General features: G+C 74.1%; 28 protein-coding genes and 2 tRNA genes. 18 read left to right on the top strand and 12 right to left on the bottom strand.

Annotated elements, in window-relative coordinates; genetic code table 11:
* Positions 1 to 14 precede the first annotated feature (14 nt).
* The 5 genes from ACPFP2_RS27940 (at position 15) to ACPFP2_RS27920 (ending at position 2256) form a co-directional block, all read left to right on the top strand.
* Positions 15 to 524, top strand: coding sequence for a SigE family RNA polymerase sigma factor (locus ACPFP2_RS27940; protein ID WP_424092940.1), 510 nt, complete (start codon positions 15 to 17; stop codon positions 522 to 524).
* Positions 514 to 1437: a hypothetical protein gene (locus ACPFP2_RS27935; RefSeq protein WP_424092938.1), complete on the top strand. Its 924-nt coding sequence runs from the start codon at positions 514 to 516 to the stop codon at positions 1435 to 1437. Before ACPFP2_RS27940 ends, ACPFP2_RS27935 begins: the two co-directional genes overlap by 11 nt.
* A 58-nt stretch (positions 1438 to 1495) precedes the next feature.
* Positions 1496 to 1572, top strand: a tRNA-Met gene (locus ACPFP2_RS27930).
* A gap of 233 nt (positions 1573 to 1805) precedes the next feature.
* Positions 1806 to 1879: transfer RNA gene (locus ACPFP2_RS27925), tRNA-Met, on the top strand.
* A 125-nt stretch (positions 1880 to 2004) separates the two neighbouring features.
* The gene (locus ACPFP2_RS27920; protein WP_424092936.1) at positions 2005 to 2256 is read left to right on the top strand and encodes a hypothetical protein; all 252 of its coding nucleotides are present in this window, start codon (positions 2005 to 2007) and stop codon (positions 2254 to 2256) included.
* 49 nt (positions 2257 to 2305) lie between these two features.
* On the opposite strand, the gene ACPFP2_RS27915 is transcribed toward ACPFP2_RS27920, so the two are convergent.
* Positions 2306 to 3634 (bottom strand): ABC transporter substrate-binding protein, encoded by a 1329-nt coding sequence (locus ACPFP2_RS27915; RefSeq protein WP_424092934.1) that lies wholly within the window; start codon positions 3632 to 3634, stop codon positions 2306 to 2308.
* Between the two features lie 178 nt (positions 3635 to 3812).
* On the opposite strand from ACPFP2_RS27915, the gene ACPFP2_RS27910 reads away from it, so the two are divergent.
* Positions 3813 to 4646: a phosphoribosylaminoimidazolesuccinocarboxamide synthase gene (locus tag ACPFP2_RS27910; RefSeq protein WP_424092932.1), complete on the top strand. Its 834-nt coding sequence runs from the start codon at positions 3813 to 3815 to the stop codon at positions 4644 to 4646.
* Here the strand turns inward: ACPFP2_RS27910 and glpK are convergent, their stop codons facing one another.
* Positions 4647 to 6131 (bottom strand): glycerol kinase GlpK, encoded by a 1485-nt coding sequence (gene glpK, locus ACPFP2_RS27905; protein ID WP_424092931.1) that lies wholly within the window; start codon positions 6129 to 6131, stop codon positions 4647 to 4649.
* Between the two features lie 64 nt (positions 6132 to 6195).
* Here glpK and ACPFP2_RS27900 point away from each other — a divergent pair, with 64 nt between their 5' ends.
* Positions 6196 to 7134 (top strand): ribose-phosphate diphosphokinase, encoded by a 939-nt coding sequence (locus tag ACPFP2_RS27900; protein ID WP_424092930.1) that lies wholly within the window; start codon positions 6196 to 6198, stop codon positions 7132 to 7134.
* Positions 7135 to 7155: 21 nt separating this feature from the next.
* On the opposite strand, the gene ACPFP2_RS27895 is transcribed toward ACPFP2_RS27900, so the two are convergent.
* Complete coding sequence (locus tag ACPFP2_RS27895) at positions 7156 to 7614, bottom strand: ATP-binding protein (RefSeq protein ID WP_424092928.1); 459 nt, start codon at positions 7612 to 7614, stop codon at positions 7156 to 7158.
* A 120-nt stretch (positions 7615 to 7734) separates the two neighbouring features.
* Here ACPFP2_RS27895 and macS point away from each other — a divergent pair, with 120 nt between their 5' ends.
* On the top strand, positions 7735 to 8862 hold the full coding sequence (gene macS / locus ACPFP2_RS27890) for a MacS family sensor histidine kinase (protein WP_424092926.1): 1128 nt from the start codon (positions 7735 to 7737) through the stop codon (positions 8860 to 8862).
* Positions 8859 to 9524, top strand: coding sequence for a response regulator (locus ACPFP2_RS27885; RefSeq protein ID WP_424092924.1), 666 nt, complete (start codon positions 8859 to 8861; stop codon positions 9522 to 9524). The genes macS and ACPFP2_RS27885 overlap by 4 nt, the downstream gene beginning before the upstream one ends.
* Positions 9525 to 9528: 4 nt before the next feature.
* Here the strand turns inward: ACPFP2_RS27885 and ACPFP2_RS27880 are convergent, their stop codons facing one another.
* From ACPFP2_RS27880 to ACPFP2_RS27870, 3 genes are all read right to left on the bottom strand, one after another.
* Complete coding sequence (locus ACPFP2_RS27880) at positions 9529 to 10101, bottom strand: DUF5709 domain-containing protein (protein WP_424092922.1); 573 nt, start codon at positions 10099 to 10101, stop codon at positions 9529 to 9531.
* A 73-nt stretch (positions 10102 to 10174) separates the two neighbouring features.
* Entirely contained in the window at positions 10175 to 10912 is a 738-nt protein-coding gene (locus ACPFP2_RS27875) for an ATP-binding protein (RefSeq protein ID WP_424092920.1), read from the bottom strand.
* Between the two features lie 56 nt (positions 10913 to 10968).
* Complete coding sequence (locus tag ACPFP2_RS27870; protein ID WP_424092918.1) at positions 10969 to 11970, bottom strand: SDR family oxidoreductase; 1002 nt, start codon at positions 11968 to 11970, stop codon at positions 10969 to 10971.
* A 294-nt stretch (positions 11971 to 12264) separates the two neighbouring features.
* On the opposite strand from ACPFP2_RS27870, the gene ACPFP2_RS27865 reads away from it, so the two are divergent.
* Complete coding sequence (locus ACPFP2_RS27865; protein WP_424092916.1) at positions 12265 to 13464, top strand: glycosyltransferase; 1200 nt, start codon at positions 12265 to 12267, stop codon at positions 13462 to 13464.
* Positions 13465 to 13471: 7 nt separating this feature from the next.
* Here the strand turns inward: ACPFP2_RS27865 and ACPFP2_RS27860 are convergent, their stop codons facing one another.
* The 4 genes from ACPFP2_RS27860 to aroA are packed head-to-tail and all read right to left on the bottom strand — an operon-like array spanning position 13472 to position 17689.
* A complete protein-coding gene (locus ACPFP2_RS27860; RefSeq protein WP_424092914.1) occupies positions 13472 to 14374 on the bottom strand; it encodes a hypothetical protein in 903 nt (300 codons plus the stop codon).
* A 27-nt stretch (positions 14375 to 14401) separates the two neighbouring features.
* Positions 14402 to 15220 carry a histidinol-phosphatase gene (hisN, locus tag ACPFP2_RS27855; RefSeq protein ID WP_424092912.1) on the bottom strand — a complete coding sequence of 273 codons (819 nt, stop codon included), beginning with the start codon at positions 15218 to 15220 and terminating at the stop codon, positions 14402 to 14404.
* A gap of 58 nt (positions 15221 to 15278) precedes the next feature.
* Positions 15279 to 16418 (bottom strand): ribosome small subunit-dependent GTPase A, encoded by a 1140-nt coding sequence (gene rsgA, locus ACPFP2_RS27850; protein WP_424092910.1) that lies wholly within the window; start codon positions 16416 to 16418, stop codon positions 15279 to 15281.
* Positions 16388 to 17689, bottom strand: a complete 1302-nt coding sequence (aroA, locus tag ACPFP2_RS27845; protein ID WP_424092908.1) for a 3-phosphoshikimate 1-carboxyvinyltransferase — start codon at positions 17687 to 17689, stop codon at positions 16388 to 16390. The genes rsgA and aroA overlap by 31 nt, the downstream gene beginning before the upstream one ends.
* 103 nt (positions 17690 to 17792) lie before the next feature.
* Here aroA and ACPFP2_RS27840 point away from each other — a divergent pair, with 103 nt between their 5' ends.
* From ACPFP2_RS27840 to rsrA, 5 genes are all read left to right on the top strand, one after another.
* On the top strand, positions 17793 to 18494 hold the full coding sequence (locus tag ACPFP2_RS27840; protein ID WP_424092906.1) for an SOS response-associated peptidase: 702 nt from the start codon (positions 17793 to 17795) through the stop codon (positions 18492 to 18494).
* A 202-nt stretch (positions 18495 to 18696) separates the two neighbouring features.
* Entirely contained in the window at positions 18697 to 19089 is a 393-nt protein-coding gene (locus ACPFP2_RS27835; protein ID WP_088979381.1) for a WhiB family transcriptional regulator, read from the top strand.
* 91 nt (positions 19090 to 19180) lie between these two features.
* Complete coding sequence (locus ACPFP2_RS27830; protein ID WP_424092903.1) at positions 19181 to 19795, top strand: alpha/beta family hydrolase; 615 nt, start codon at positions 19181 to 19183, stop codon at positions 19793 to 19795.
* A gap of 345 nt (positions 19796 to 20140) precedes the next feature.
* Entirely contained in the window at positions 20141 to 20959 is an 819-nt protein-coding gene (locus ACPFP2_RS27825) for a sigma-70 family RNA polymerase sigma factor (protein ID WP_088975891.1), read from the top strand.
* A gap of 1 nt (position 20960) precedes the next feature.
* The gene (gene rsrA, locus ACPFP2_RS27820) at positions 20961 to 21248 is read left to right on the top strand and encodes a mycothiol system anti-sigma-R factor (protein ID WP_088975890.1); all 288 of its coding nucleotides are present in this window, start codon (positions 20961 to 20963) and stop codon (positions 21246 to 21248) included.
* Positions 21249 to 21334: 86 nt separating this feature from the next.
* Here the strand turns inward: rsrA and ACPFP2_RS27815 are convergent, their stop codons facing one another.
* Positions 21335 to 21409 carry a 50S ribosomal protein bL37 gene (locus ACPFP2_RS27815; protein WP_369700219.1) on the bottom strand — a complete coding sequence of 25 codons (75 nt, stop codon included), beginning with the start codon at positions 21407 to 21409 and terminating at the stop codon, positions 21335 to 21337.
* A gap of 376 nt (positions 21410 to 21785) precedes the next feature.
* Between ACPFP2_RS27815 and ACPFP2_RS27810 the strand changes: the two genes are divergently transcribed.
* Positions 21786 to 22001: a biotin/lipoyl-binding carrier protein gene (locus ACPFP2_RS27810; protein WP_088973021.1), complete on the top strand. Its 216-nt coding sequence runs from the start codon at positions 21786 to 21788 to the stop codon at positions 21999 to 22001.
* The gene (locus ACPFP2_RS27805; RefSeq protein ID WP_424092900.1) at positions 21998 to 22510 is read left to right on the top strand and encodes a GNAT family N-acetyltransferase; all 513 of its coding nucleotides are present in this window, start codon (positions 21998 to 22000) and stop codon (positions 22508 to 22510) included. The genes ACPFP2_RS27810 and ACPFP2_RS27805 overlap by 4 nt, the downstream gene beginning before the upstream one ends.
* On the opposite strand, the gene ACPFP2_RS27800 is transcribed toward ACPFP2_RS27805, so the two are convergent.
* Positions 22501 to 23091: a TetR/AcrR family transcriptional regulator gene (locus ACPFP2_RS27800; protein ID WP_424092898.1), complete on the bottom strand. Its 591-nt coding sequence runs from the start codon at positions 23089 to 23091 to the stop codon at positions 22501 to 22503. The two genes, ACPFP2_RS27805 and ACPFP2_RS27800, sit on opposite strands and share 10 nt — an antisense overlap.
* Before the next feature lie 112 nt (positions 23092 to 23203).
* Here ACPFP2_RS27800 and ACPFP2_RS27795 point away from each other — a divergent pair, with 112 nt between their 5' ends.
* Entirely contained in the window at positions 23204 to 24793 is a 1590-nt protein-coding gene (locus tag ACPFP2_RS27795; protein WP_424092896.1) for an MDR family MFS transporter, read from the top strand.
* Positions 24794 to 24813 lie beyond the last annotated feature (20 nt).

Below are 24813 nucleotides of genomic sequence, written 5' to 3'. Positions count from 1 at the left end.
GGCGTGGTGTCGGCATGAGGGACGCACAGAGTTTCGACGAGTTCTACCGGAGCACGTCCCCACGGACGCTCCGGTACGGCCACGCGGTGGCGGGCGACCACGGCGAGGCCCAGGACCTCGTGCAGGAGGCGTACGCCCGGGCCTGGCGGCAGTGGGGGAAGCTGGCCGGCCATCCGGCGCCCGAGGCGTGGCTGCGGCTGGTGGTCAGCCGGCTGGCCGCCGACCGGTTCCGGCGCCTGAAGGGCTGGCGTACGGCGATGAGCCGCACCGGGCCACCCCAGGACGTACGACCACCCGGGGAGGACACCGTCCTGCTGGTCGGCGCGCTGCGGCAGCTGCCGGCCAACCAGCGCCAGGCGCTGGCCCTGCACTACCTGTTCGACATGCCGGTGGAGGAGATCGCCCGTGAGACGCGGGTGCCCACCGGCACCGTGAAGTCCTGGCTGTCCCGGGGCAGGTCGAGGTTGGCCGAGCTGCTGCCCGGCGTCACCTCCGAGGAGCTGGAGGTCAACGATGTCGCGTGAACTGACGGGTTTCTACCGTTCCCTCGCCGAGGACACCGATCCGCGTGGCCTCGCCTCGCCGGACGTCGTCCGCCGGCACGCCGACCGTCGGGCGCGGACCCGGGCGGCCGTGGGCGTACTGGCTCTGGCGGCGCTGGTCGGCGGGACGGCGGTGGGCACCCGGCTGGTCCTCACCGCCGGCCCCGGCACCCCGATCGGCCCGCCCGCCGGCCCTCCGGTCCCGCCGTCGGTGTCGCCGACGTCGGCCGACCCGACGCCCGCCGCGTCGGTGTCGCCCACCCCGAGCGCCCTGCCGTCGCGCACGACCCCGTCGACGGCGCCGTCGATCGGCGGCGGGTCGTCCGCCCGGACGCCGACCTCGATCCCGGACTCGGCCTTCTTCGGCCTGGCGGCGGCGAACGACACCGGCGCGGGCGCCGGGTTCAGCGACGGGCCGGTGCTGCCGGGGCTCTGCGGGGCGGGGCCGGGCGACTCCGGCATCGTCCGGCAGCGGGTGCGGTCGGTGCCGTTCAAACTCGCCACCACCCCGGAGGGCTACGTCCCGGACGGGCTCTACCGGCACAGCATCACCATCTACCGGTCCGGCCGCGCCGACGACGCGCTGCGCGAGGTGCGCGCCGCCGTGCGGAACTGCCCCGAGCAGAAGATCGGCTCGGTGACGTCCCGGCAGAAGCTGCTCCCCGACGGTGGGTACGGCGACGAGTCGGTGTTGTTCGAGATGCGCAAGCCCTTCCTGGACGCCAACGACGAGCCGACCGGTGACGAGGAGGTACGACTGATCCGCGCGATCCGGATCGGCGACGTGGTGACGGTGCTCTGGGAGCAGGGTTGGGAGGGCAGTTCCAGCCCGAGGTCGCAGGTGGACGGGGACAGTAGCCGGGCGGTGAAGGCGATCCGGACCTGGTTGGACTGAGCGGGCCCGGGCCCGTTTTGCGGGCCCGGGGGTCCGTAGGCTACGGTTAGCGGGCCGACGCGGGGTGGAGCAGCTCGGTAGCTCGCTGGGCTCATAACCCAGAGGTCGCAGGTTCAAATCCTGTCCCCGCTACCACGACGAACGGCCCGAGGATCTGATCCTCGGGCCGTTCGCTTTGTCCGCCCTGCCGCCACCCTTTGCGGCGTGTCGCGGTGTCGTCCGGCCGGGAAATCGCGACACGCCGCAAAGGGCGGCGGGCGGGGGCGGCGTCCGGGAAGGGGCGTCGTGGCTGGGCGGAGGGGGTGCCGGAGTGATCCGGGGACCCGGCTGATCTCCGTGCCGGAGGTGCGCTAAGCTTATGGAGCCGACGCGGGGTGGAGCAGCTCGGTAGCTCGCTGGGCTCATAACCCAGAGGTCGCAGGTTCAAATCCTGTCCCCGCTACTCGTGACGAAAGGCCCCGGAGCCCTGCTCCGGGGCCTTTCGCGTGGCGTCCTCCACCGGCCCGGTCGGTTACGTCCCCGCCCGTCCGGCGTGCCCCGGTTGCCCACCTCGGTCAAGATGAGGGCATGTCTTCTCTGAACAGGTGGTGGGGCCGGCTGAGCGCGGTCCTCGGTGCGGTCGTGCTCTCGGTCTTCGTACCGGTTGCGGCCTGGGCCTCCACGGGCACCGGCGAGCTGGTGGTGGAGGCCGCGCGGCGGAGGTCCCGGGGTGGTGGCTTCGGCTTCCTCGGCCTGCTCTGCTGCCTCGCGGTGGTCGTGGTGATCGTCCTGCTGGTGCTGAAGATGATGCGGGGCCGCCGCAACGGCCCGCCGCGCTGACCGGGCGGTCCGCGGCACGACCCCTCGGCGCAGGCGGCGCCGGCCGACCTCAAGCGGCCAGCGCCGCCTGCGCCTGTGCCATGAACTTCGACGTGGTCGCGCGTACCCCGGCGTCGCCGGACCGGATGGTCCGGGCCGAGGCGGCGAGCAGCGTACGCACCCGGCCGTGCCCCTTGGGGGGTGGCGCCGGGGCGGGGCCGACCAGGTCGCGCAGCGTCGCGCCGAGGGCGGCGACGCGTTTGGCGGCCGGGTCGTCGAGGGCCCCGGTGACGGCCTCCCGTACGGCGATGCCGGCCGGGAGCCCTCGTTCGATGCCGAGGATCCGGCCGACCTCGACGTTGGTGGTGAGGAAGTTGAGGACGTCCGCCACCACGGCCGGGTGCCGGGTGCCCTGGAAGGCGGCCCAGTACATCGAGGCCTGGTCCCACTGGGCGGCCGCCGGGCCGGGGAAGCCGGCCAGCCCCAGCTCGTCGTCGGTGTGGCGCTGCAACTCGGGGAGCTGGTGGGACCAGGCGAACGAGGCGGCCGTGTGCCCGGTCACCACGAGCTGCCGCGCCGGGTCGCCGGAGTCGGCGCGGTCGACCAGGACGGCGGCCGGGGTGGCCCGGTCCAGCCGGGCGCGCTGCCAGAGCTCGAACCAGTCCACCAGTGCCGTCGGGTCGAAGCCGAGCTGCCGACCCTGGTAGAACTTGCCACCCTGTCCGCGTAGCCACAGCCAGAGGGCACGTTGGTCGCCGGAGGGGTCCATGGTGCCGGCGACCCGGCCGCCACTGGCCCGGGTCACCCGGGCGGCCCAGTCGAGGTACTCGGCCCAGGGCATGATCGTCGGAACGGGCATCCCGAGCCGGCGCAGCAGATCCCGGTTGTAGACCACGGCGGGGTGGGTCTGCGCGGCCGGGACGCCGACGGTTCGACCGTCCACCGTGCCGGAGGCGGTCAGCCCGGGCGGCAGGCCACGCAGGTCGAGCCGACCGTCGGCGACGTACGGGCCGAGGTCGAGGGCGATGCCGCGTTGCGCGTACTCGGTCAGCATGGTGTCGTCGAGCTGGAACAGGTCCGGCACGTTGCCGCCGGCGGCCTGGGTGGCGATCCGGTCGTAGTAGCCGGCCGCGCCCTGCCAGGTCACCCGGAAGGTGACCCGGGGGTTGCGGTCCGAGTAGAGCCGCAGCGCCCGCTCGGTGGCCTGGGCCCGCCGGGCCGTGCCGTACCAGAAGACCGACAGCTCGATCGGGCCGTCGTCCACCGCGTCGACCACCTCGGCGCGGCAGCCGGTGAGCCCGCCGGTGGCGAGCGCCGGCACCGCGAGCAGCGCGCCGAGCAGCCGCCGCCGGGCCGGGTCGGCGCCGGGCCGGGACAGCGATGGGCGGACAGCGGACACGGTGCGCTCCTGGGCGGGGTGGACGAGGTCGGACCATTCACGCAGGCTCCGCGCCCGGGTGTCAACGTCGCCCGGCCCGGAGGGCGACCTCGGCGCCCGCAGCCGCCCCGCGCGCCGCACGGCGGGACGCCCGGTGGCCGCACCAGGCGTCCCCGGGCCGCGTGGTGTACTAGGGCGCGTGGAACTTCTGCACTCGGGCAAGGTCCGGGACGTCTACGCCGACGGCGACGACCTGATCCTGGTCGCCTCCGACCGCATCTCGATCTACGACGTGGTGCTGCCGACGCCCATCCCGGACAAGGGGAAGCTGCTCACCGCCCTGTCGCTCTGGTGGTTCACGCAGCTGGCCGACCTGGTGCCGAACCACGTCGTCTCGGCCACCGACGTGCCCGCCGAGTTCGCCGGCCGGGCGATCCGCTGCCGCCGGCTGGACATGGTGCCGGTGGAGTGCGTGGCGCGCGGCTACCTGACCGGCGGTGGCCTCAAGGAGTACCAGGCCACCGGCACGGTCTCCGGGGTCGAGCTGCCGCGCGGCCTGGTCGAGGCGTCCATCCTGCCCGAGCCGATCTTCACCCCGTCGACCAAGGCGCCGGTGGGGGAGCACGACGAGCCGATCACCTTCGCCGAGGTGGTGGACAAGGTCGGCGGGGAGACCGCCGAGCGGCTGCGGCAGATCACCATCGACGTCTACCGCCGTGGCGCGGAACTCGCCGCCGACCGGGGCATCCTGGTCGCCGACACCAAGATCGAATTTGGTTGGGCGGCCGACGGGACCCTGACGATCGGCGACGAGCTGCTCACCTCCGACTCGTCCCGGTTCTGGCCGGCCGAGTCGTACCAGCCGGGCCGCGCCCAGTTCTCCTACGACAAGCAGTACGTGCGGGACTGGGCCACCGGCAGCGGCTGGGACAAGCAGGGCCCGGCGCCCGAGGTCCCCGCCGAGGTGGTCGAGGCGACCCGGGCCCGCTACGTCGACGTCTACGAGAAGCTCACCGGCAACCGCTGGGCCTGATCAGTCCACCCAGTCGAGGGTGCGCTGCACGGCCTTGCGCCACTGGCGCAGCTCCCGCTCCCGGTGCTCCGGCGCCATGGTCGACTCCCACTGGGCGTCGGAGCGCCACTGGGCGCGCAGCGTGGCCAGGTCCGGCCAGAACCCGACCGCCAGCCCGGCCGCGTACGCCGCGCCGAGGCAGGTGGTCTCGGTGATCCGGGAGCGGACCACCGGCACGTCGAGAACGTCGGCGAGGAACTGCATCAGCAGGCCGTTGGCGGTCATCCCGCCGTCCACCCGCAGCCGGCGCAGCGCCACGTCCGAGTCGGCGTTCATCGCGTCGACCACCTCGCGGGTCTGCCAGGCCGACGCCTCCAGCACCGCCCGGGCCAGGTGCCCCTTGGTGATGTAGCCGGTCAGCCCGGCGATCACGCCCCGGGCGTCGCTGCGCCAGTGCGGCGCGAAGAGCCCGGAGAAGGCCGGCACGACGTAGCAGCCGCCGTTGTCGTCGACCGTACGGGCCAACTCCTCCACCTCCGGGGCGGAGGAGATCACCCCCAGGTTGTCGCGCAGCCACTGCACCAGCGACCCGGTCACCGCGATCGCCCCCTCCAGGGCGTACGCGGCCGGGTGCCCGTCGATCCGGTAGGCGACCGTGGTGAGCAGGCCGTGCGAGGAGGGGACCGGGCTGGCCCCGGTGTTGAGCAGCAGGAAGCTGCCGGTGCCGTAGGTGCACTTCGCCTCGCCCGGCTGGAAGCAGGTCTGGCCGAACAGGGCGGCCTGCTGGTCGCCGAGGGCGCTGGCCACCGGCACCCCGGGCAGCAGCCCGTCGGCGGTGCCGTACACCTCGGCCGAGGAGCGGATCTCCGGCAGCATCGCCGCCGGCACCCGCATCGCCTCCAGCAGCTCCGGATCCCAGTCCAGGGTCTCCAGGTCCATCAGCATGGTCCGGCTGGCGTTGGTCACGTCGGTGACGTGCCGCCCGGTCAGCTTCCAGATCAGCCAGCTGTCCATGGTGCCGAAGAGCACCTCACCCCGCTCGGCGCGCTCGCGCAGCCCGTCGACGTTGTCGAGCAGCCAGCGCAGCTTCGGGCCGGCGAAATAGGTGGCCAGGGTCAGCCCGGTCCGCTCGCGCAGCCGCTGCTCCCCGTACGAGTGGGCCAGCTCGCGCAGCAGCGGGCCGGTGCGGGTGTCCTGCCAGACGATCGCGTTGGCCACCGGGCGGCCGGTGGCCCGGTCCCAGACGACGGTGGTCTCCCGCTGGTTGGTGATGCCCACGGCGGCCAGCCCCTCCGGGCCGGTCCCGGCGTCCTCCAGCGCGTCCCGCACCACCTGCTCGACGTTGGTCCAGATCTCCTCGGCGTCGTGCTCCACCCAGCCCGGCCGGGGGAAGATCTGCCGGTGCTCCCGCTGGGCGACGGAGACGATCTCCCCCGCGGAGCCGAAGACGATGCACCGTGACGAGGTGGTGCCCTGATCGATGGCGGCGACGTACTCTCCGGTCATCGGGGCACCGTACCGCCGAAGGTCGCGCGGGAGAACCGCTGTGCCGGCCGTACGATGTCGAGACGTGCGTGACATCGCCGTGTTCAGTGGAACCGCCCATCCGGAACTCGCCGCCGAGATCTGTGCCCACCTCGACGTCCCGTTGCACCCCGTGCGGGTCTCCCGGTTCGCCAACGACTGCCTGGAAGTGCAGTTGCAGGCGAACTGCCGGGAGCGGGACGTCTTCCTGATCCAGCCCCTGGTGCCGCCGGTGCAGGAGAACCTGGTCGAGCTGCTGCTCATGATCGACGCTGCCCGGGGCGCGTCGGCCGGCCGGATCACCGTGGTGCTGCCGCACTACGCGTACGCCCGGTCGGACAAGAAGGACGCCCCGCGCATCTCCATCGGCGGCCGGCTCGTCGCCGACCTGCTCACCTCCGCCGGCGCGCACCGGGTGCTCGCGCTGACCCTGCACTCGCCGCAGGTGCACGGCTTCTTCAGCGTCCCGGTCGACCACCTGCACGCGCTGGGGGAACTGGCCGCGCACTTCCGCCGCTACGACCTGAGCAACGCCGTCGTGGTCTCGCCGGACCTGGGCAACGCCAAGGAGGCGGCGGCCTTCGCCCGGATGCTCGGCACCCCGGTCGCGGCCGGGGCGAAGCAGCGGTTCAGCGACGACCGGGTCAAGATCAGCACGGTGATCGGCGACGTCGCCGAACGGGACGTGATCGTCCTGGACGACGAGATCGCCAAGGGCAGCACGGTGATCGAGCTGATGGCCCACCTGCGGGAACGCAAGGTGCGCTCGATCCGGCTCGCCTGCACCCACGGCCTGTTCTCCAGCGGGGCGCTGGAACGACTCAGCGAGCAGGACGGCGTGCTGGAGATCGTCTGCACCAACACGGTGCCGATCCCGGCGCAGAAGCGGGTGCCGAAGCTGGAGGTCCTCTCGGTGGCGCCCGCGCTGGCCGAGGCGATGCGCCGGATCCACAACGGGGAGTCGGTCAGCGCGCTCTTCGGCTGACGCGCCGGGGTGCCGGGGCGGTCACTCCGCCCTGGCCCGCCGGTCGGCCGTCACGGCGGTGCTGATCCGTACCGTGGTGCCGGCCGCGCCGGTCTCGACCTCCATCGTGTCGCTCAGTTCGCGGGCCAGCCAGAGGCCCCACCCACCCGCGGTGTCCGCCGCCGGCCGGGACCGGTCGCCGAGGCGCTGCGCGCTGATGCCGCGCCCGTGGTCGGCGACCTCGCAGACCAGCTCGTCGGAGCGCCACCACAGCCGCAGCGAGCCCTGGCCGCCGCCGTGCCGGACCGCGTTGGTGATCAACTCGTTGACCGCCAGCACGAAGTCGTCGAGGTGCTGCCCGTCGAGCCCCGCGGCGTGCGCACAGGAGGTGACCGAGTGTCGTAGCTCGGTCACCTGCGCCTGGTCGAAGGCCTCGACGACGAGGAGGGAAGATTCGATGGGCACAACCGTACGCGGTGTGGGCGGATCTGCGTTCGTCATGGCCCTGTCCCGACCGCGGGTCTCGGAGATTTTCGCGACATTTCCACCGTACGTCAGGCTTCTGCCCCGCGTGACGGACGGCCCGCCGGGGGCGGGGACGACTGTGGCATCGTGTCGCCCATGTCGACGCCGCCGGGTGGATTCGCGGATCCGCTCTGGCGGTCCCTCGCCGTCTTCCGTTTCGCCTCCCTGGCGTACGTCTGCGTGCTGGTGCTCCGCGACGCCGACCGGTTCGCGCACCCGGTGGCCGCCGGCGCCGTCCTGCTGGCCATGCTGGCCTGGTCCGTGGCGGCCACGGTCGGCTACGCGCGCCCGGCGAACCGGGGCTGGCCGCTGCTCCTGGCCGACCTGACGGTGGCGCTGGCCGTGCTCGCGGTGACCCCGTGGGTGGTCGGCCGGGCGGCGCTGGCCACCGGCACCCCGACCCTGGCCGTGGTCTGGGAGGGCGGGCCGGTGCTGGCCTGGGCCATCTCCGGTGGCCGGCGGCGCGGCGCGGTGGCCGCGCTGCTGCTCGGCGTGGCGGACCTGGCCGCCCGAGGGTTCGGCACCCCCTCGATCACCGGACTGATCCTGCTGCTGCTCGCCGGGGTGATCGTCGGGCACGTGGCCCGGCTGGCGGTGACCGCCGAGGAACGGTTGCAGCGCGCGGTGGAGCTGGAGGCGGCGACCCGGGAGCGGGAGCGGCTGGCCCGTGGCATCCACGACTCGGTGCTCCAGGTGCTGGCGCTGGTGCAGCGGCGCGGCGCGCACCTCGACGGGGAGGCCGGCGAGCTGGCGCGGCTCGCCGGCGAGCAGGAGGCGGCGCTGCGCGCGTTGATCGCCGGGGCGGCCCCCGCGCCCGCCGCCGACCCGCAGGTCGGCACGGTGGACCTGTGCGCCCTGCTCGGCGGGTACGCCTCGGCGGCCGTCTCGGTCTCCGTCCCGGCGACCCCGGTCCCGCTGCCCGCCCCGGTGGCCCGGGAGGTGGCGGCGGCGACCGCGGCGGCGCTGGACAACGTCGAGCGGCACGCCGACGGCCGCGCCTGGGTGCTGGTGGAGGACGAGGGGGCGACGGTGACCGTCTCGGTGCGCGACGCCGGCCCGGGCATTCCCGAAGGTCGGATCGTCGAGGCCGCCCGGCAGGGTCGCCTCGGACTGGCCCAGTCCGTCCGGGGCCGGATCACCGACCTCGGCGGTACGGTGCGGATCGTCTCCGCCCCCGGTGAGGGCACCGAGATCGAGATGGTCGTACCCAGGAAGGGCGGATGAGCATGGTCCGGGTGATGGTCGTCGACGACCACCCGATGTGGCGGGAGGGGGTGGCCCGGGACCTCACCGAGGCCGGCCACCAGGTGGTCGCCACCAGCGGCGAGGGACGGCAGGCGGTCCGGGTGGCGGCGGCCGCCCGGCCGGACGTGGTGGTGCTCGACCTCCAGCTGCCCGACATCTCCGGGGTGGAGGTCATCCACGGGCTGCGCGCGGCGCTGCCCGAGGTGCGGGTGCTGATGCTCTCCGCCAGCGGCGAGCAGCAGAGCGTGCTGGACGCGGTGAAGGCCGGCGCCACCGGCTACCTGCTGAAGTCCGCCGCCCCGGCGGAGTTCCTCGACGCGGTGCGCCGCACCGCCGCGGGGGAGCCGGTCTTCACGCCCGGCCTGGCGGGACTGGTCCTCGGCGAGTACCGCCGGCTCGCCGCCACGCCCGCGCAGTCGGTGGCGGACGGCCGGCACGACGCGGCACCCCGGCTCACCGATCGGGAGACCGAGGTGCTGCGTCTGGTGGCCAAGGGGCTGTCGTACAAGCAGATCGCCGAGCGGCTGGGCCTGTCGCACCGCACGGTGCAGAACCACGTCCAGAACACGCTGGGCAAGCTCCAGCTGCACAACCGGGTGGAGCTGACCCGCTACGCGATCGAGCGCGGCCTGGACGGCTGACGGGTCAGCGCGACTCGGGCGGCCGGGTCTCGTGGATCGCCAGCTCCTCCGCGCTCGCGCCGCCACCGGCCGCGCCCGCGTCGTAGGCGATGTTGTCGGTCTCCTGGTCGGTGTGCGCCCCCTCGTCCGGCTCGACCAGCCGGCCGACCTGGTGGTCGGCGACGGTGCCGAGCTGGCCGTGGTCGTAGACGGAGACCGGGGAGTGCGGGTCGGAGGTGGGACCCGGGTCGATCACGTCGGCGTCGAGCTGGGCCTGGGCGGCGGCCTCGTCGCTGTCCGCCTCGGCGGCGATGTCCGGGTCGACCGGGGCGGCCAGCGGGTCGTCGGGGGCGCGCTCGTACTGCTCCCGGTGGAGCTTGTAGTCCAGTGACTCGCCGTCGAGCTGCTCGTCGGCGGTGGTGCCGAACTGGTCCACCGCGACCGGCGTCCGGTCACCGGGCAGCTGGGCCGGCTCGGGGCCGTCCGCCTCCCGGCCGGTGAGGACGTCGTCGTTGGCGGTCGAGTCGTCGTCGGCGGTGTCGGGCAGGCCCTGCGCCTCGGGGTCGGACACGGGGGTCGGGTACTCGTCGTCGCGCATGGCTGATCCGTACCCACTGCCACCCCCCGGGTAACCGGCCCCGGGACCCGCAATCGGGACGAAAGGGGAGAAGTCAGCCCCGGTGCCCGGCCTCGTCCTCCGCGTACAGGACGCACCAGACGACCTTGCCGTCCGGCACCGCGGTGCTGCCCCACCGCCGGGCCACCGTGTCGATCAGCAGCAGACCGCGTCCCCCGGTCGAGGTGATCGGCGCCAACCCGGCGTACGCGGGCTGCCGCCGCGAGTGGTCGCGGACCGCGACGTGCAGGGCGCTGTCCCGTGGCGCGACCAGGACCGTCATCGGGGTGCCCGCGTGCGCCACCACGTTGTTGACCATCTCGGTCACCGCGATGGCCGCCGGTTCGGTCAGCTCGGGAACACCCCACCGGGCGCAACCGTCGGCCACCAGCTCCCGGGCCCGCCGGGCCGCCCCCACGACGGGGGAGAGGTCCACGGTGAGCAGGGCCGCCATCGGGGTACGGGCCAACGCGGCGGTGGCCTCGTCGAGGCTGGCGCAGACCGGCAGGTCGCCGGAGTTCTCGGTGGCAGCCCCGCTCGGGTCGAGCACGAGCAGGTCGGCGGCCGGCCAGTCGGTGACCGTACGGCGTACCTCGGCGAGCAACCGGACGGCCGTGTCGCCCGTCGAACGGAGCCGGGCCACGTCCACGACGATCGGGCCGGGCCGGGCGCTCAGCCGGGCCAGGAGGGCGTCACGCACCCGGTCGGCGGCGGTCGGCTCCAGCAGGCCACTCAACCGCACGACTGCGGACGACTCGTCCGACTCCACCAGGCAACGCGCGTCCGTCGGCATGATCGTCCCATTGTGCACGCCGACGGCCGGACGCGCACCCGGCCGGTCCCGGCGGCTCACCGCCGGCCCGACCGGGATCGCCGGGCCATCGCGGCCACCGTGCCGACGGCGGTGCCGGCGGCGGCCAGACCGAACGCCGTGGTCATCCGGACCAGCTGCCGGCGCCGGCCCTCCCAGCCGCCGTCGCGGACCGCCTCCGCGTCCGGGCGGAAGACGTTCCCGCTGCTCTCCACGGCCCGCGCGGGGCCGAACTGGGTACGGTGGACGTACCAGCCCAGCACCCGCTCGGCCAGCGCCGGCGCGAGCCGCCACTGGAGTCCGACCAGCCGCGCCGCGCCGCCCGCGTACGCCTCGCGCCGGGGCCGGCGCAGCAGCCGGACGATCGTCTCCGCCACGACCTCCGGCGGGTAGACCGGCGGCGGCGGGACCAGCTCCCGGCCGGTGTGGTTGCCGGCGTGCCGGAAGAACGGCGTGTCGATGGTCGCCGGCAGCACCGTGCAGATCGAGATGTTGCCCCGCCCGGTCACCCGCAGCTCCTGCCGGACGGTGTCGGCCAGACCTCGGATGCCGTGCTTGGTGGCGTTGTACGCCGACTGGTAGGGCATCGCCACCTCGGCCAGCACCGAGGCGTTGTTGACCAGCACCCCGCCGCCGGACGCGCTCAGCCACGGCAGCGCGGCCCGGATGCCGTACGTGGTCCCGAGCAGGTTGACCTCGACCACCCGGCGGAACTCCGCCACCGGGATCTCGTCGAAGAGCCCGACCGCGCTGACCGCCGCGTTGTTGATCCAGGCGTCGATCCGGCCGAACTCGGACGCCGCCCGGACGGCGAGCTCCTCCACCGCCACCGGGTCCGTGACGTCCGTGGGTACGACCAGCGCCCGGCCGCCCAGTTCCCGGCAGCGGCGGGCGACCTCCTCGAGGGCGGGCTCGGTACGGGCGGCGAGCACGACGTCGGCGCCCCGGCGGGCGAGCGCGTAGGCCGTGGCGGTGCCGATTCCGCTGGAGGCGCCGGTGATCACCACGGTGGCGTCGGCGAGAGTGCAGGTCAGCGGCATTCTTCGTCGGTACCCCCGACCGGGCCGGGTCATGCGGCCCACACCCCGCCGATCCTGAGTGGCGGAAAGGGATCAGGGGGAGCGGGGTGCCGGGCGGGTCCGGTCGGTGGGTGGCAGGCCCGGTGCGGCAACGGCATCACCGTCGGCGGCCGGACGCCCCGACCGGTGGCCGGCCCGGCTCGTCCAACTCACGTTGGCTGGTCCCGATCTGCCAGGTTTCGGCTCGTCGGGCCCGGGTTAATGGGACCCTCTGACCGGAGGACCCATCCCTCGCAGTACGCATGGAGGTGCACCATGCGCGTCGGCCTCGTCTTCGCGCACGCCGGCCCCACCCGGCATGCGGACGGCTCTGCCGTCGGCACCCACGAGCACATCGCGCGGGTCGCCGCCGAGCTGGCCGGGCGCGGCCACGACGTACGGGTCTACGAGCGCCGCGCCGACCCGGCCCTGCCGGAGAGCGTCGAGCTGGACGGCTACCGCGTCGAGCGGGTGCCCGTGGGGCCGCCCCGACCTACCCCCACCGCCGAGCTCGTCGCGTACGTGGCGGAGTTCGGCCGCTGGCTGGCCGACCGCTGGGCCGGGGAGTGGACCCCGGACGTGGTGCACGGGCACTACTGGATCGGCGGCCTGGCCGCCGCCCACGCCGTACGCGAGACCGACATCCCGGTCGTGCAGACCTTCCACTCCCTCGGCGTCGAACAACTGCGCCACCTCGGCCAGGGCTACGACGGCCCCGGTGCGCGGATCCCGCTGGAGCGGGCGCTGACCCGGGCCGTGGACATCGCGGTCGCCCAGTGCAACGACGAGGTCGACGAGCTGACCCGGATGGGTCTGCAACGCACCTCGGTGGCGATGGTGCCGGCCGGCGTGGACATCACGCGGTTCCACCCCGACGGCGAAGCCGCCCCGCGCGACCAGCGGGCCCGGATCCTCTCCGTCGGCGGGCTGACCCCCGGGCACGGCCAGGAGGACCTGATCCGGGCGATGCGGCTGGTCGGCGACGCCGAGCTGGTCATCGCGGGCGGGCCGCCGCCCGAGCAGCTCGCCACCCACACCGAGGCCCGCCGGCTGCGCGAGCTGGCCGAGCGGACCGGGGTGGGCGACCAGGTCACGCTGGTCGGCGCGGTCCCGCACGAGCAGATGCCGACCTGGTACCGCTCCGCCGACGTGGTGGCCTGCACCGCGCACTACTCGTCCGCCGGTCGGGTGTCGCTGGAGGCGATGGCCTGCGGCGTGCCGGTGGTCGGCTACGCGATGGGCGGCATCGCCGACGCGGTGGTCGACGAGGTGACCGGTCGGCTGGTCCCGCCGGGCGACGTCCGGACCCTCGGGGTGACGCTGCGCCGGCTGCTCGCCGACAACGCGGGGCGGTTCGCGTACGGGCACGCGGCGGTCGACCGGGTCCGGTGCAGCTACACCTGGGAACGCACCGCGAGCGCCCTGGAACGCCTCTACGAGCGGGTGGTGGGCAAGCGCAAGCCGGTCGAGGCCTGAGCGGCGCTCAGCTCGGGGGGACCGTCCGGCCCCGGGCGGCCCCGACCAACGCCCGTTCCCGCTCGCCCGCCACGGCGTGATGGTGCTGCGGCTCGGCGTACCGGGTCAGGCCGATCACGGCGGCGAGGGTGACCAGGAAGCCGACGGCGGCCAGCCACTCCCGGCCCGGCCAGATCTTGTCGTTGAGCAGCAGCAGGCCGATGATCGCGGCCGGCACCGCGCCGGCGGCGTCCATCGCGGCGACGGCGGCGGTGGTGGAGCCGCGCTGCATGGCCAGCCCGAGCAGCAGCTGCCCCACGAGCGAGTGCGCGATCAGCAGGTAGAGCAGCGGGTCGCGGACGAACGCCTCGGGCGAGGAGGCCGACGCCAGCGGCCGGGCGGCGACCGCCGCGGCGGAGAAGGCCAGCCCGGCCAGCGAACCGAGCGCCACCGAACCCGGTGAGCCGTGCAGGCGTACCGCGAAGAAGCCGAGCACGGCGATGCCGCCGAGCGCGGCCGCCAGGGCGATCAGACCGGCGGTGCCGAGCCCCTTGGACGGGGCCGGCTGGGCGGAGAGCACCAGCGCGGTGATCCCGCCGAAGAGGAGCACCAGCAGCGCCACCTCGGCGGCCGGCAGCCGCCACTTCAGCACCACCACCCCCAGCACGGCGGTGACCCCGAGACCGGCGGCGACGCTCGCCTGCACCAGGAACAGCGGCAGGTCCCGGCGGGCCAGGAAGGCCAGCACGAAACCGGTCACCTGGCAGAGCAGCCCGATCAGGTAGGTGCGGTGCCCGGCCAGCCGCAGCAGCAGCCCCGGATCGAAGGTGTGGTGCACCGTCGTGCGCGCCGCGGCCACCGACTGCAGCATGTTGGCGAAGCCGTACGCGACGATCATGGCCGCGAGGAAGCACCAACCGGAGGACACCACCTGGCGAGGATAGAGGGTGCCCCGGGGTCAGCGCGCGGTCGGCCGAGCCAGCCGGGCGAGGACGTCCGGGTGCAGGTGACCGTTCGTGGCGATCGCGCTGACCTCGTCGGAGCTGCTCCCACCAGGGGAGGGACGGCCGTCGAGGGTGGTCATGGCGCCCCCGGCCCCGGTGACGATCGGGACCAGCGCGGCGACGTCCCAGAGTGACAGCTCCGGTTCCACCATGACGTCCAGTGCGCCCTCGGCGAGCAGCATGTAACCGTAGAAGTCGCCGTACGCCCGGCTGCGCCAGGTGTCGCGCATGAGCTGGAGCACGGCGTCCAGCCGGCCCGCCTCCTCCCAGCCGGTCAGCGACGAGTAGCAGAAGCTGGCGTCGGCGAGGTCCCGCACGGCGGAGACCCGGATCGGCGTGCCGGAGGCGGCGTCCGGGCCGGCGTACGCGCCCTCGCCGGCCACGCCCCACCAGCGCCGGCCCAGCGCCGGGGCGGAGACCAGGCCGACCACCGGCCGGTCGCCCTCCAACAGCGCGATCAGGGTCGCCCAGACCGGTACGCCCCGGACGAAGTTCTTGGTCCCGTCGATCGGGTCGACCACCCAGCGCCGCCCGTCCGGCCCGGTGGCGGGCTGCTCGCCGTACTCCTCGCCGAGCAGGCCGTCGCCGGGACGGTGCTCGGCCAGCAGCGCGCGGATCGCCCGCTCGACCGCGGTGTCCGCGTCCGAGACGGGGGTCAGGTCCGGCTTGGCCTCCACCCGCAGGTCGAGCGCCCGGAACCGGGCCGCCGAGATGGCGTCGGCGGCGTCGGCGAGCCGGTGGGCGAGGGCGATGTCGTCGGCGTACCCGGTCATGGGAGGAACGGTAGCGGCGGCCCGGGCCGGACCCGCCGGCCGGGTCGCGCGGGCCCGGTCACGACCCGGCGAGCGGATCGCCCGGGTTGCGCTCCGGCTCCCGCGCGTCGCCCTCGCCGGACCGGGAGGCCAGCAGCCGGCGGTACGACGCCAGCCGGCGCGGGTCCGCCTTCCCGGCGGCCACCCAGGCGTCCAGCGCGCAGTCGGCCTCGTCGGGCGTGTGCGGGCAGTTCGGCGGGCAGTCCACCGTCGCCTCGACCAGATCGGGGAAGCCGTGCAGCAGGCTCTCCGCCGAGACGTGGGCCAGGCCGAAGCTGCGCACCCCCGGGGTGTCGACGATCCAGCCCGCGACCGCACCCGGCGCGACCCCCGGGGCAGCCGGCAGCGGCAGGGCCACCGCGCTGGTGGAGGTGTGCCGGCCCCGGCCGATCGCGCTGACCGTGCCGACCGCCCGCGCCGCGTCCGGCACCAGCCGGTTGACCAGCGTCGACTTGCCCACCCCGGAGTGGCCCACCATGACCGAGACCCGGCCGGCGAGCAGCGACCGCAGCGCGTCGAGGTCGGAGTCCGGCCGGATCAGCACGTACGGCAGCTCCAGCTCGGCGTAGTAGCCGACGACCTGGTCCGGCCCGGCCAGATCCGCCTTGGTCAGGCAGAGCAGCGGCTCGATGCCGGCGTCGTACGCGGCCACCAGGCAGCGGTCGATGAACCCGGTGCGCGGCGGCGGGTCGGCCAGCGCGCTGACGATCACCAACTGGTCGGCGTTGGCGACCACGACCCGTTCCAGCCGCCCCTCGGCGGTGGTCTCGTCGTCGTCGGCGGTGCGCCGCAGCACCGAGCGGCGCTCGGCGATCCGGACGATCCGGGCCAGCGCGCCGGCCGCCCCGGAGGTGTCCCCGACCAGGCCCACCCGGTCGCCCACCACCACCGACTTGCGGCCCAGCTCCCGCGCCCGCATGGCGGTGACGACGGGGGCGTCGGGGGCCGCCTCGGACAGCACGCAGGTGTAGCGGCCCCGGTCGACGGCGATGACGAAGCCGTCGACCGCGTCGGCGTGCCGGGGCCGGGTCCGGGTGCGTGGACGCGAGGACTTCCCGGGCCGGACCCGTACGTCGTCCTCGTCGTACTCCCGCCGTCTGGTCGCCAGGACCGCCTCCTGTCTCCGCCTCAGCTCTTGCCGGTCACCATCGCCGACCATAGTGCCGGAAACTCGGGCATGGTCTTCGAGGTGCACGTCACGTCGTCCACCTCGATGCCGGGGACGGCGAGCCCGGCCACCGCCGCGGCGTGCGCCATCCGGTGGTCGGCGTACGTGCGGAAGGTCCCGCCGCGCAGCGGGCGGGGCCGGATCTCCAGCCCGTCGTCGCTCTCGGTGAGGTCCGCGCCGAGCGCGGCGAACTCGCGGGCCAGCGCGGCGATCCGGTCGGTCTCGTGACCGCGGATGTGCGCGATGCCGGTGAACCGGGAGGGGGAGTCGGCCAGCATGGCCAGCGCGGTCAGCGCCGGGGTCAGCTCGCTGACGTCGGAGAGGTCGGCCACCAGGCCGTGCACCGTGCCGGTGCCCCGCACGGTCAGCCCGGCGGTGCCCAGGGTGACCTCGCCCCCCATCCGCTGGAGCAGCGAGCGGAGCTGCTCGACCGGCTGGGCGCTGCTGCGCGGCCAACCCTGCAGGGTCACCTCGCCGCCGGTGACCAGCGCGGCGGCGAAGAACGGCACCGCGCCGGAGAGGTCCGGTTCGATCTCCCAGCCACGGCCGGTCAGCGGGCCGGGCTCGACCACCCAGACGTCCGGCGTGCCGTCGTCGACCGCCGCCCCGGCCGCGCGCAGCATCTGCACGGTCATCCGCAGGTGCGGGGCGGAGGGGACCGGCGGACCCTCGTGGCGGACCACCACGCCCCGGTCGAACCGGGCTCCGGCGAGCAGCAGCCCGGAGACGAGCTGGCTGGAGGCCGAGGCGTCGATCACCACCTCGCCGCCGGTGACCCGGCCGGTGCCCTGCACCACCAACGGCAGGCTGCCGGTAGCGGGGGCGTCGACGCGGACGCCGAGGGTGCGCAGCGCGCCGATCAGCGGGCCCAGCGGACGCACCCGGGCCTGCGGGTCGCCGTCGAAGGTGACCCGCCCCTCGGCCAGGCCCGCGACCGGCGGCCCGAAGCGCATCACCGTGCCGGCCAGCCCGACGTCGACGTGGGCCGGGCCGACGAGCGGGTGCGGTCGGAGCAGCCAGCGTTCGTCGTCGGAGACCGACACGTGGGCGCCCATGGCGCGCAGCCCGCCCGCCATGAGTTCGGTGTCCCGCGCGCGCAGCGGCCCGTGCAGGGTCGACGGGCCGGTGGCCAGCGCGCTGAGCACCAGCGCCCGGGCGGTCATCGACTTGGACCCGGGCAGGCGCAGCGTCGCCGACACCGGGTCGCTGGCGGTCGGTGCGGTCCACGGCTGCGGCGGCCGGGTCGCGGTCAGATTCCCCACGGTCACATTCTGCCAAGTCCGTCGGCCCGTGGGACCCGGGCGGCGGCGCTGCTCCCGGTTGGCGGGACAGCCGGCCGGCGCGTGGGGCGTTAGCGTGTGCGCCATGTGCGGGAGGTACGCGACGACCCGGAGCGCGGGCGACCTGAGCGCGCTGTTCGAGTCGTACGACGACACCGGCGGCGGGCTGGGGCCGGACCACAACGTCGCCCCGACCGATCCGGTGCCCCTGGTCCGGGTGGACGCCGACGCCGGCCGGGTGCTGTCGGTGGGTCGGTGGGGGCTGGTGCCGCACTGGTCCCGCTCGGCGGCCGGCGCCGCCCGCATGATCAACGCGCGGGTCGAGACGGTGGCCACCAGCCGGGCGTACGCCGCCCCGTTCGCCCGCCGACGCTGTCTCGTCCCCGCCGACGGCTGGTACGAGTGGGTCCGCCGCCCCGACGGTGGCAAGCAGCCCTACTACATGACCCCGCGGGACGGCTCGGTGCTGGCCTTCGCCGGCATCTGGTCGCGCTGGGAGTCGCTGCTGACCTTCAGCGTGCTGACCACCGCCGCCGTGGGTGAGCTGGCCGAGGTGCACGACCGGATGCCGTTGCTGCTGCCCCGGGAGCGCTGGGACGACTGGCTCGCCCCGGCCGACGACCCGGCGGTGCTGCTCGTCCCACCCCCGGCGCAGTGGCTCGGTGGGTTGGAGATCCGACCGGTCGGGCGGGCGGTGGGCGACGTCCGCAACGACGGGCCCGGACTGATCGAACGGGTGTCGCTGCCCGATGACGAGCGGGCCGGGGAGGAAATCACGCTGTTCTGATTGTCGTTCACGCGACATTGTCGCGTACCAATTGCCAGAGTTCCGGGCGAAACGTCGGTCGGATCTTCAGCCATCTTTGTGTACAGCCCCTTGTCCCCGCCTCCACGGGTGCGATACAACCGAGCGCCGGCACTGGGAGCGTCCTCGCGCGGTGCGAACGACGCCCGTCGATCTTGCCGGTCCCACGGGGGAGGTGGGTGTGATGACCCGGGCGCGTATGCCCCGACCGCACGAGGTGGCCGCCGCACGACGAGATCCGCGACTGCTGCGGGCACTGCGGGAACGGCGACAGGACGAAGCCTGGCGGACCAGAGGAACCTGCCAGAGCGTGGACCCGGAGACCTTCTTTCCGGCGCCCAACGAACCGGCCGACGCCGCCGTCGCGCTCTGCCGCAGTTGCGACGTGCAGGGTTCCTGCCTGGCCTGGGCGTTGGAGGTGGGTGACTGCCACGGGGTGTGGGGCGGCACCACGCCGCGCGAGCGGCGCGCCATGCTCGTCGCCTGGCGCAGCGAGGTCCAGCCGGATCCGGACGCGGCCGACGACGCCGGCCCGCCGGTGCGCGATCGCCTGCTCACCCTGGTCCCGCTGAGCTGACCGCCCGCCCGGGCCGCCCGGGACGTCGGGTGACGTGGGCCGGTGCGGGTTCCGGCCGGGGTGCGGCGGCCGAGGGCCGCAGAATGGTCGGATGCCGCAGCACGAGGAGCTCGACACCCCACGCGGACCCGCACGGGTGCGGACCGACCTGCCGGCCGGTCCACCGGTCGCCCTGCTGGTGCTCGGGCACGGCGCGGGCGGCGACGTCGACGCCCCGGACCTGGTCGCCGTCCGCGACGCCGTGGTCGGGGCGGGGGTGGCGGTCGCGCGGGTGACCCAGCCGTACCGGGTGGCCGGCCGGCGCGCGCCGGCTCCGGCGGGGCACCTCGACGAGGCGTGGGCGGCGGTGCTGACCGTGCTACGCGAGCGGTTCCCCGGCGTACCCCTGCTGGTGGGTGGGCGGTCCAGCGGCGCGCGGGTGGCCTGCCGCGGCGCGAGGGCGGTGGGTGCCGCCGGGGTGGTGGCCCTGGCCTTCCCGCTGCACCCGCCCGGCCGGCCCGAGCGGTCACGGGCGGCGGAGCTGACCACCGGACTGCCCACCCTCGTGGTCAACGGCGACCGGGACCCGTTCGGCCTGCCCGCCGCCCAGGGCCCGGTGGAGGTGGCGGTCCGCCCCGGTGAGCGCCACGACCTGCGCGGCGATCCGGCCGGCGTGGCCGACGCGGTGCTCGGCTGGCTGCGCGGTCGTGGCTGGGCCACGGCCTGACGGCCGTCGCCGTCCGAGGCCGCTACCGGGTCGCCTGCTCCGGAGGCGGCGGCGCGGGCCGGCGTGCGGCGACCGGCGGTGCCCACCGGTGTGATCTTGACCATGGCCGGGACCGTTTCCGGTTGCGGTGAATCGTCGTTGCATCGGATGGTGTCGGCCGCCCGGTTCGGGCGACCACACCGTCCCTCCCAGGCCCTTCCTGGTCCCAGCGTCGGCCTCCGCCGAGGCGTCCAGCGTCGGTCTCCGCCGAGGCCGGGACCAGGAACGGGGGTGACCGGCGGAATGTCCGGCCCCGGACCGGGCGTTACCACCACCGGAGACGACATCTGGTGAGAGGGGTGACCGGTGCCGACCGAGACACGGAGCCGGGAACGGGACGAACGGGAGGCGCGGCAGCTCAGGCAGCTGCTCGACGCCCCGGCATGGCCCGCGACGGTGGGCGGCGCGGCAGCGGTGAGCACGGGCACACCCGCCGGAACTGAATCTGCGGGCAGGTCCGTACGCGTATCCTCGGCGGGAAAGCATCCGACGCGAGGGGATGTGCGGTTGACCACCGAGAAGACGGACGAGCGCAGGGCCCGCTTCGAGCGGGACGCGATGCCCTTCGTCGATCAGCTCTACGCTGCCGGGCTGCGGATGACCCGCAACCCGGCGGATGCCGAGGACCTGGTCCAGGAGACGTACCTGAAGGCGTACGCGGCCTTCCACCAGTTCGAGCAGGGCACGAACCTGAAGGCCTGGCTGTACCGGATCCTGACCAACACCTACATCAACTCCTACCGCAAGCGGCAGCGCCAGCCCATCCAGGCGCCCACCGAGGAGATCACCGACTGGCAGCTCGCCGAGGCCGAGTCGCACACCTCCAGCGGTCTGCGCTCGGCCGAGACCGAGGCGCTGGACCGGCTGCCGGACAGCGACGTCAAGGAGGCCCTCCAGCAGTTGCCGGAGGAGTTCCGGCTGGCGGTCTACCTGACCGACGTCGAGGGCTTCTCCTACAAGGAGGTCGCCGACATCATGGGCACGCCGATCGGCACGGTGATGTCGCGGCTGCACCGCGGTCGACGTAATCTGCGCAAGCTGCTCGAACGGTACGCCGCGGAGCGGGGCTTCACCTCCGCGCCGTCGTCGAAGGGTTCGACCGCCGCCGCCGGCCGGGAGGTGTGACGTGAGCTGTGGAGAGCCGCACGAGACGGACTGCCGCGAGGTGCTGGCGGAGGTCTACCTCTACCTCGACCTGGAGTGCGCCGAGGAGCGGCGGGACCTGATCCGCCACCACCTCGACGAGTGCGGGCCCTGCCTGCGCGAGTACGGCATCGAGCAGGAGGTGAAGGCGCTCGTGGCCCGCTGCTGCGGCAACGAGACCGCCCCCGACCAGCTGCGCGAGCGGCTGCGGGTACGCCTCACCGAACTGGTCGTCTTCGAGGCCAGCGAGTCGCGCGAACTCGCCGACTGAACACGGACACACCAGTGGCCCGGGTCGATCCGACCCGGGCCACTGGCGTCCGATCCTGCGCCGGCGGGCGGTCCCGCCGGGCGGTGTCAGGAGTTGGGGCGCTTGCCGTGGTTCGCGCCGCTCTTCTTCCGGGCCTTCTTCTTGCGGGCCTTCTTCGCCATGCTGACCTCCTCGTGATGGTCGGATCCCTGCCGCGGCGACCCCGACGCCGGCGCACGCACCGGTCGTCCCGGCGCCCGGGTCCGACCCGCTGATGCTAGTGCGGCCGGGCCCCGCCATCGTCCGCCGGGGCGGCGCGTCGGGACCGCCCTTCCGCCGAATCCGCCCGCGCCCGCAGGGACCGCAGCTCTGCCCGCTTCTCGCCCTGGCACCGACTCGAGCGCCCGGTGGCCGCCCCAGCGCCCGGTGGCCGCCCCCGCGCTCGGCGGCCGCCCGAGCCGTCCGACGCGAGAGCGCACGGATGCCGCTCCCCACCCGCGCGGTGCGCCCGCATGATTGGATACGTCGGCAGGTATTCGCGAGAGGGAGGGCCGGAACATGGCCGAGGAGATCCGCGCCGAGATGGTGGCCAACGTCTGGAAGGTCGTCGCGTCGGCGGGCGACACCGTGTCCGAGGGGGACACGCTGGTGATCCTCGAGTCGATGAAGATGGAGATCCCGGTCGTCGCCGAGTCCGACGGCGTGGTCAAGCAGCTCGCCGTCAACGAGGGCGACGTCGTGCAGGACGGCGACCTGATCGCCGTGATCGATTGACCGGCCCGACGGTCCGCCCGGCGACTCCGGCTGATTTCGCCGCGGTCGCCCGGCTGACGGTCGCCGCGTACGAGGCGGACGGGCAGCTCAAGGGGGAACACGGGTACGCCGAGGTGCTCGCCGACGTGTCCGCCCGGGCGGTCGCCGGCGAGGTGCTGGTGGCCGTGGACCGGGCGAGCGGGGCGGTACTCGGATCGGTGACCTTCGTGCTGTCCGGCACCCCGTACGCCGAGCTGTCCGGCCCCGGCGAGGCCGAGTTCCGGATGCTGGCCGTGGACCCGGCCGCCCAGGGCCTCGGCACCGGTGCGGCCCTGGTCCGGGCGTGCGTCGACCGGGCCGGCGCCCTGGGCTGCACGGCGGTGGTGATCTGCGTCCGGGACGGCTTCGCCGTGGCCGCGCACCGGCTCTACCGGCGGATGGGCTTCGTCCGGACACCGGAGAAGGACTGGTCGCCGGTGCCCGGGGTCCAGTTGCTGGGCCTGCGCCTGGCGCTGCCCGCTCAGCCCTGAGTCGCGCCGCCGCCGGGGCGGTCGCCGATCCCGGCGAGCAGTTCGTCGGCGACGTCGAGGGCGATCCTCTTGCGTTCGTCGTCGGTGATGTTCGGCGCGCGTACCGCGAACCAGCTGCTGTGCACGGCGAAGAGCGACAGCGTCGCGCGCAGTTGGGCGGCGGGGGAGTCGTCGCCCCGGCACAGCTCGTTGGCGAGCTGGAACATCCGCTCCCGCATCTGCTGGCCGGCGGTCAGGCTCTTCAGCACGGTCTGGTTCTGCTCGAAGAAGCGCATCACCGAGGGCTGCTCGGTGGCGAACATCGTCTCGGCGTACCGGGCGATCAGCGTGTGCCGGGTGTCCCGGGAGGTGGGCTGCGCCCGCGCCCAGGCGATCAGCTCGTCCATCCGGCGCAGCCGGTCCTCGACGAAGCTGTTGACGATCTCGTCCTTGCTCTTGAAGTGGTAGTAGAGCGCGGCCTTGGTCACGCCCAGCCGCTCGGCGATCTCGCGCAGCGAGGTCTTCTCGTACCCCTGCTCGGTGAAGAGCTCCAGCGCGACGGCCTGGATGCGCTGGCGCGTGCCGCCTGTGCTCTCCCTCACCCGGACCACCTGTCTCGTTGACCGTTACTCGGTACCCAACTTACCGTGCGGCTAGTAAGGTGACTAGCCGGCCGGCAAGTAAGCGGGTCACGTCTCGCGGGGGAGCTTACCGATGGGTCAGGAAAGCCAGGCGGCGGTGCGGCCGAACGTCCGGGTCGTGCTGTTCGGTCTGATGATCGCGATGATGCTCGCGATGCTCGACAACATGATCGTCAGCACCGCGCTGCCGCGGATCGCGCTGGAGTTCGGCGGGGCGGACCACTTCACCTGGATCGTCACCGCGTACATCCTCGGCACCACCGTCTCCACCCCGATCTGGGGCAAGCTCGGCGACCTGTACGGCCGCAAGGCGGTCTTCCTGACCTCGGTGGTCCTCTTCCTGATCGGCTCCGCGCTCTGCGGCATGTCCGGCTCGGACCTGCTCGGCGGGGCCGACAACGGCATGATCCAGCTGATCGGGTTCCGCGCGGTGCAGGGCCTCGGCGCCGGTGGCCTGATGGTCGGCGTCATGGCGATCATCGGCGACCTCGTGCCGCCCCGGGAGCGGGGCCGCTACCAGGGCATGATCGCCGGCATCATGGCCATCGCCATGGTGGCCGGGCCGCTGGTCGGCGGCTTCATCACCGACAACCTCTCCTGGCGCTGGGCCTTCTACGTCAACCTGCCGCTCGGCGGGGTCGCGCTGCTGGTGCTGGCCACCACCATGCACCTGCCGAGGTACCGCACCGAGCACCGGATCGACTGGCTGGGCGCCGCCCTGCTCTCCGTCGGCATCACCGCGATCGTGCTGGTCACCACCTGGGGCGGCAACTCCTACGACTGGACCTCGCCGCAGATCCTCGGCCTGGCCGTGCTGGCCGTCGTCGCGCTGGCCGCGTTCGGTCTCGTCGAGCGGCGCGCCCCCGAGCCGATCCTGCCGCTCGGCCTCTTCGCCAACCGCAACTTCGCGCTGATCTCGGTGATCGGCTTCCTGCTCGGGTTCGCCATGTTCGGCGCGATGAACTTCCTGCCGCTCTACCAGCAGACCGTGCAGGGGGCATCGGCCACCAACAGCGGCCTGCTGCTGCTCCCGCTGATGTTCGGCATGCTGGTGGTCTCGCTGGTCGTCGGCCGGGCGATCACGAGGACCGGCCGGTACCGGGCGTACCCGATCGTCGGCGGCGTGGTGATGGCCGCCGGCATGGCGCTGCTGACCCGGCTCGACCTGGACACCAGCAAGACCGAGTCCTCGCTCTACATGGTCGTGCTCGGCGTCGGCATGGGCTTCCTCATGCAGACCACGATGTTGATCGCGCAGAACAGCGTCGCGCAGAAGGACCTCGGCGCGGCCAGCGGCGCGGCCACGTTCTTCCGCTCCATCGGCGGCTCGTTCGGCGTCTCGCTCTTCGGCGCGATCTTCGCCAACCGGCTCGCCGACTCCCCGGCCGGCAGCGCGTTCGGCGGGGGCGGCACGGGCGAGGGTCAGAGCATGGACCTGGAGAAGCTGCGGCAGTTGCCGCCACAGCTACGGGAGACGGTGCTGGGCGGCCTTGCCGACGCCGTCTCGCACGTCTTCGGTTGGGCGGTGTTCTTCACCGTCGCGGTGCCGGTGCTGGCCTGGTTCATCCGGGAGATCCCGCTGCGCTCGACGAACGACGCCCCACCGGACGCCACGCCGGAGGAGCAGGCCGAGGTCGCCCTCGGCAAGGCCCCCGCCGCCTGACCACCCCCCCCGCCCCCGCC

It is taken from the genome of Micromonospora citrea (assembly GCF_049629545.1).
Taxonomy (GTDB): Bacteria; Actinomycetota; Actinomycetes; order Mycobacteriales; family Micromonosporaceae; genus Micromonospora; species Micromonospora citrea_A.
The sequence above is the reverse complement of the archived record's forward strand: the minus strand, read 5'-3'. Positions and strand labels throughout refer to the sequence as shown.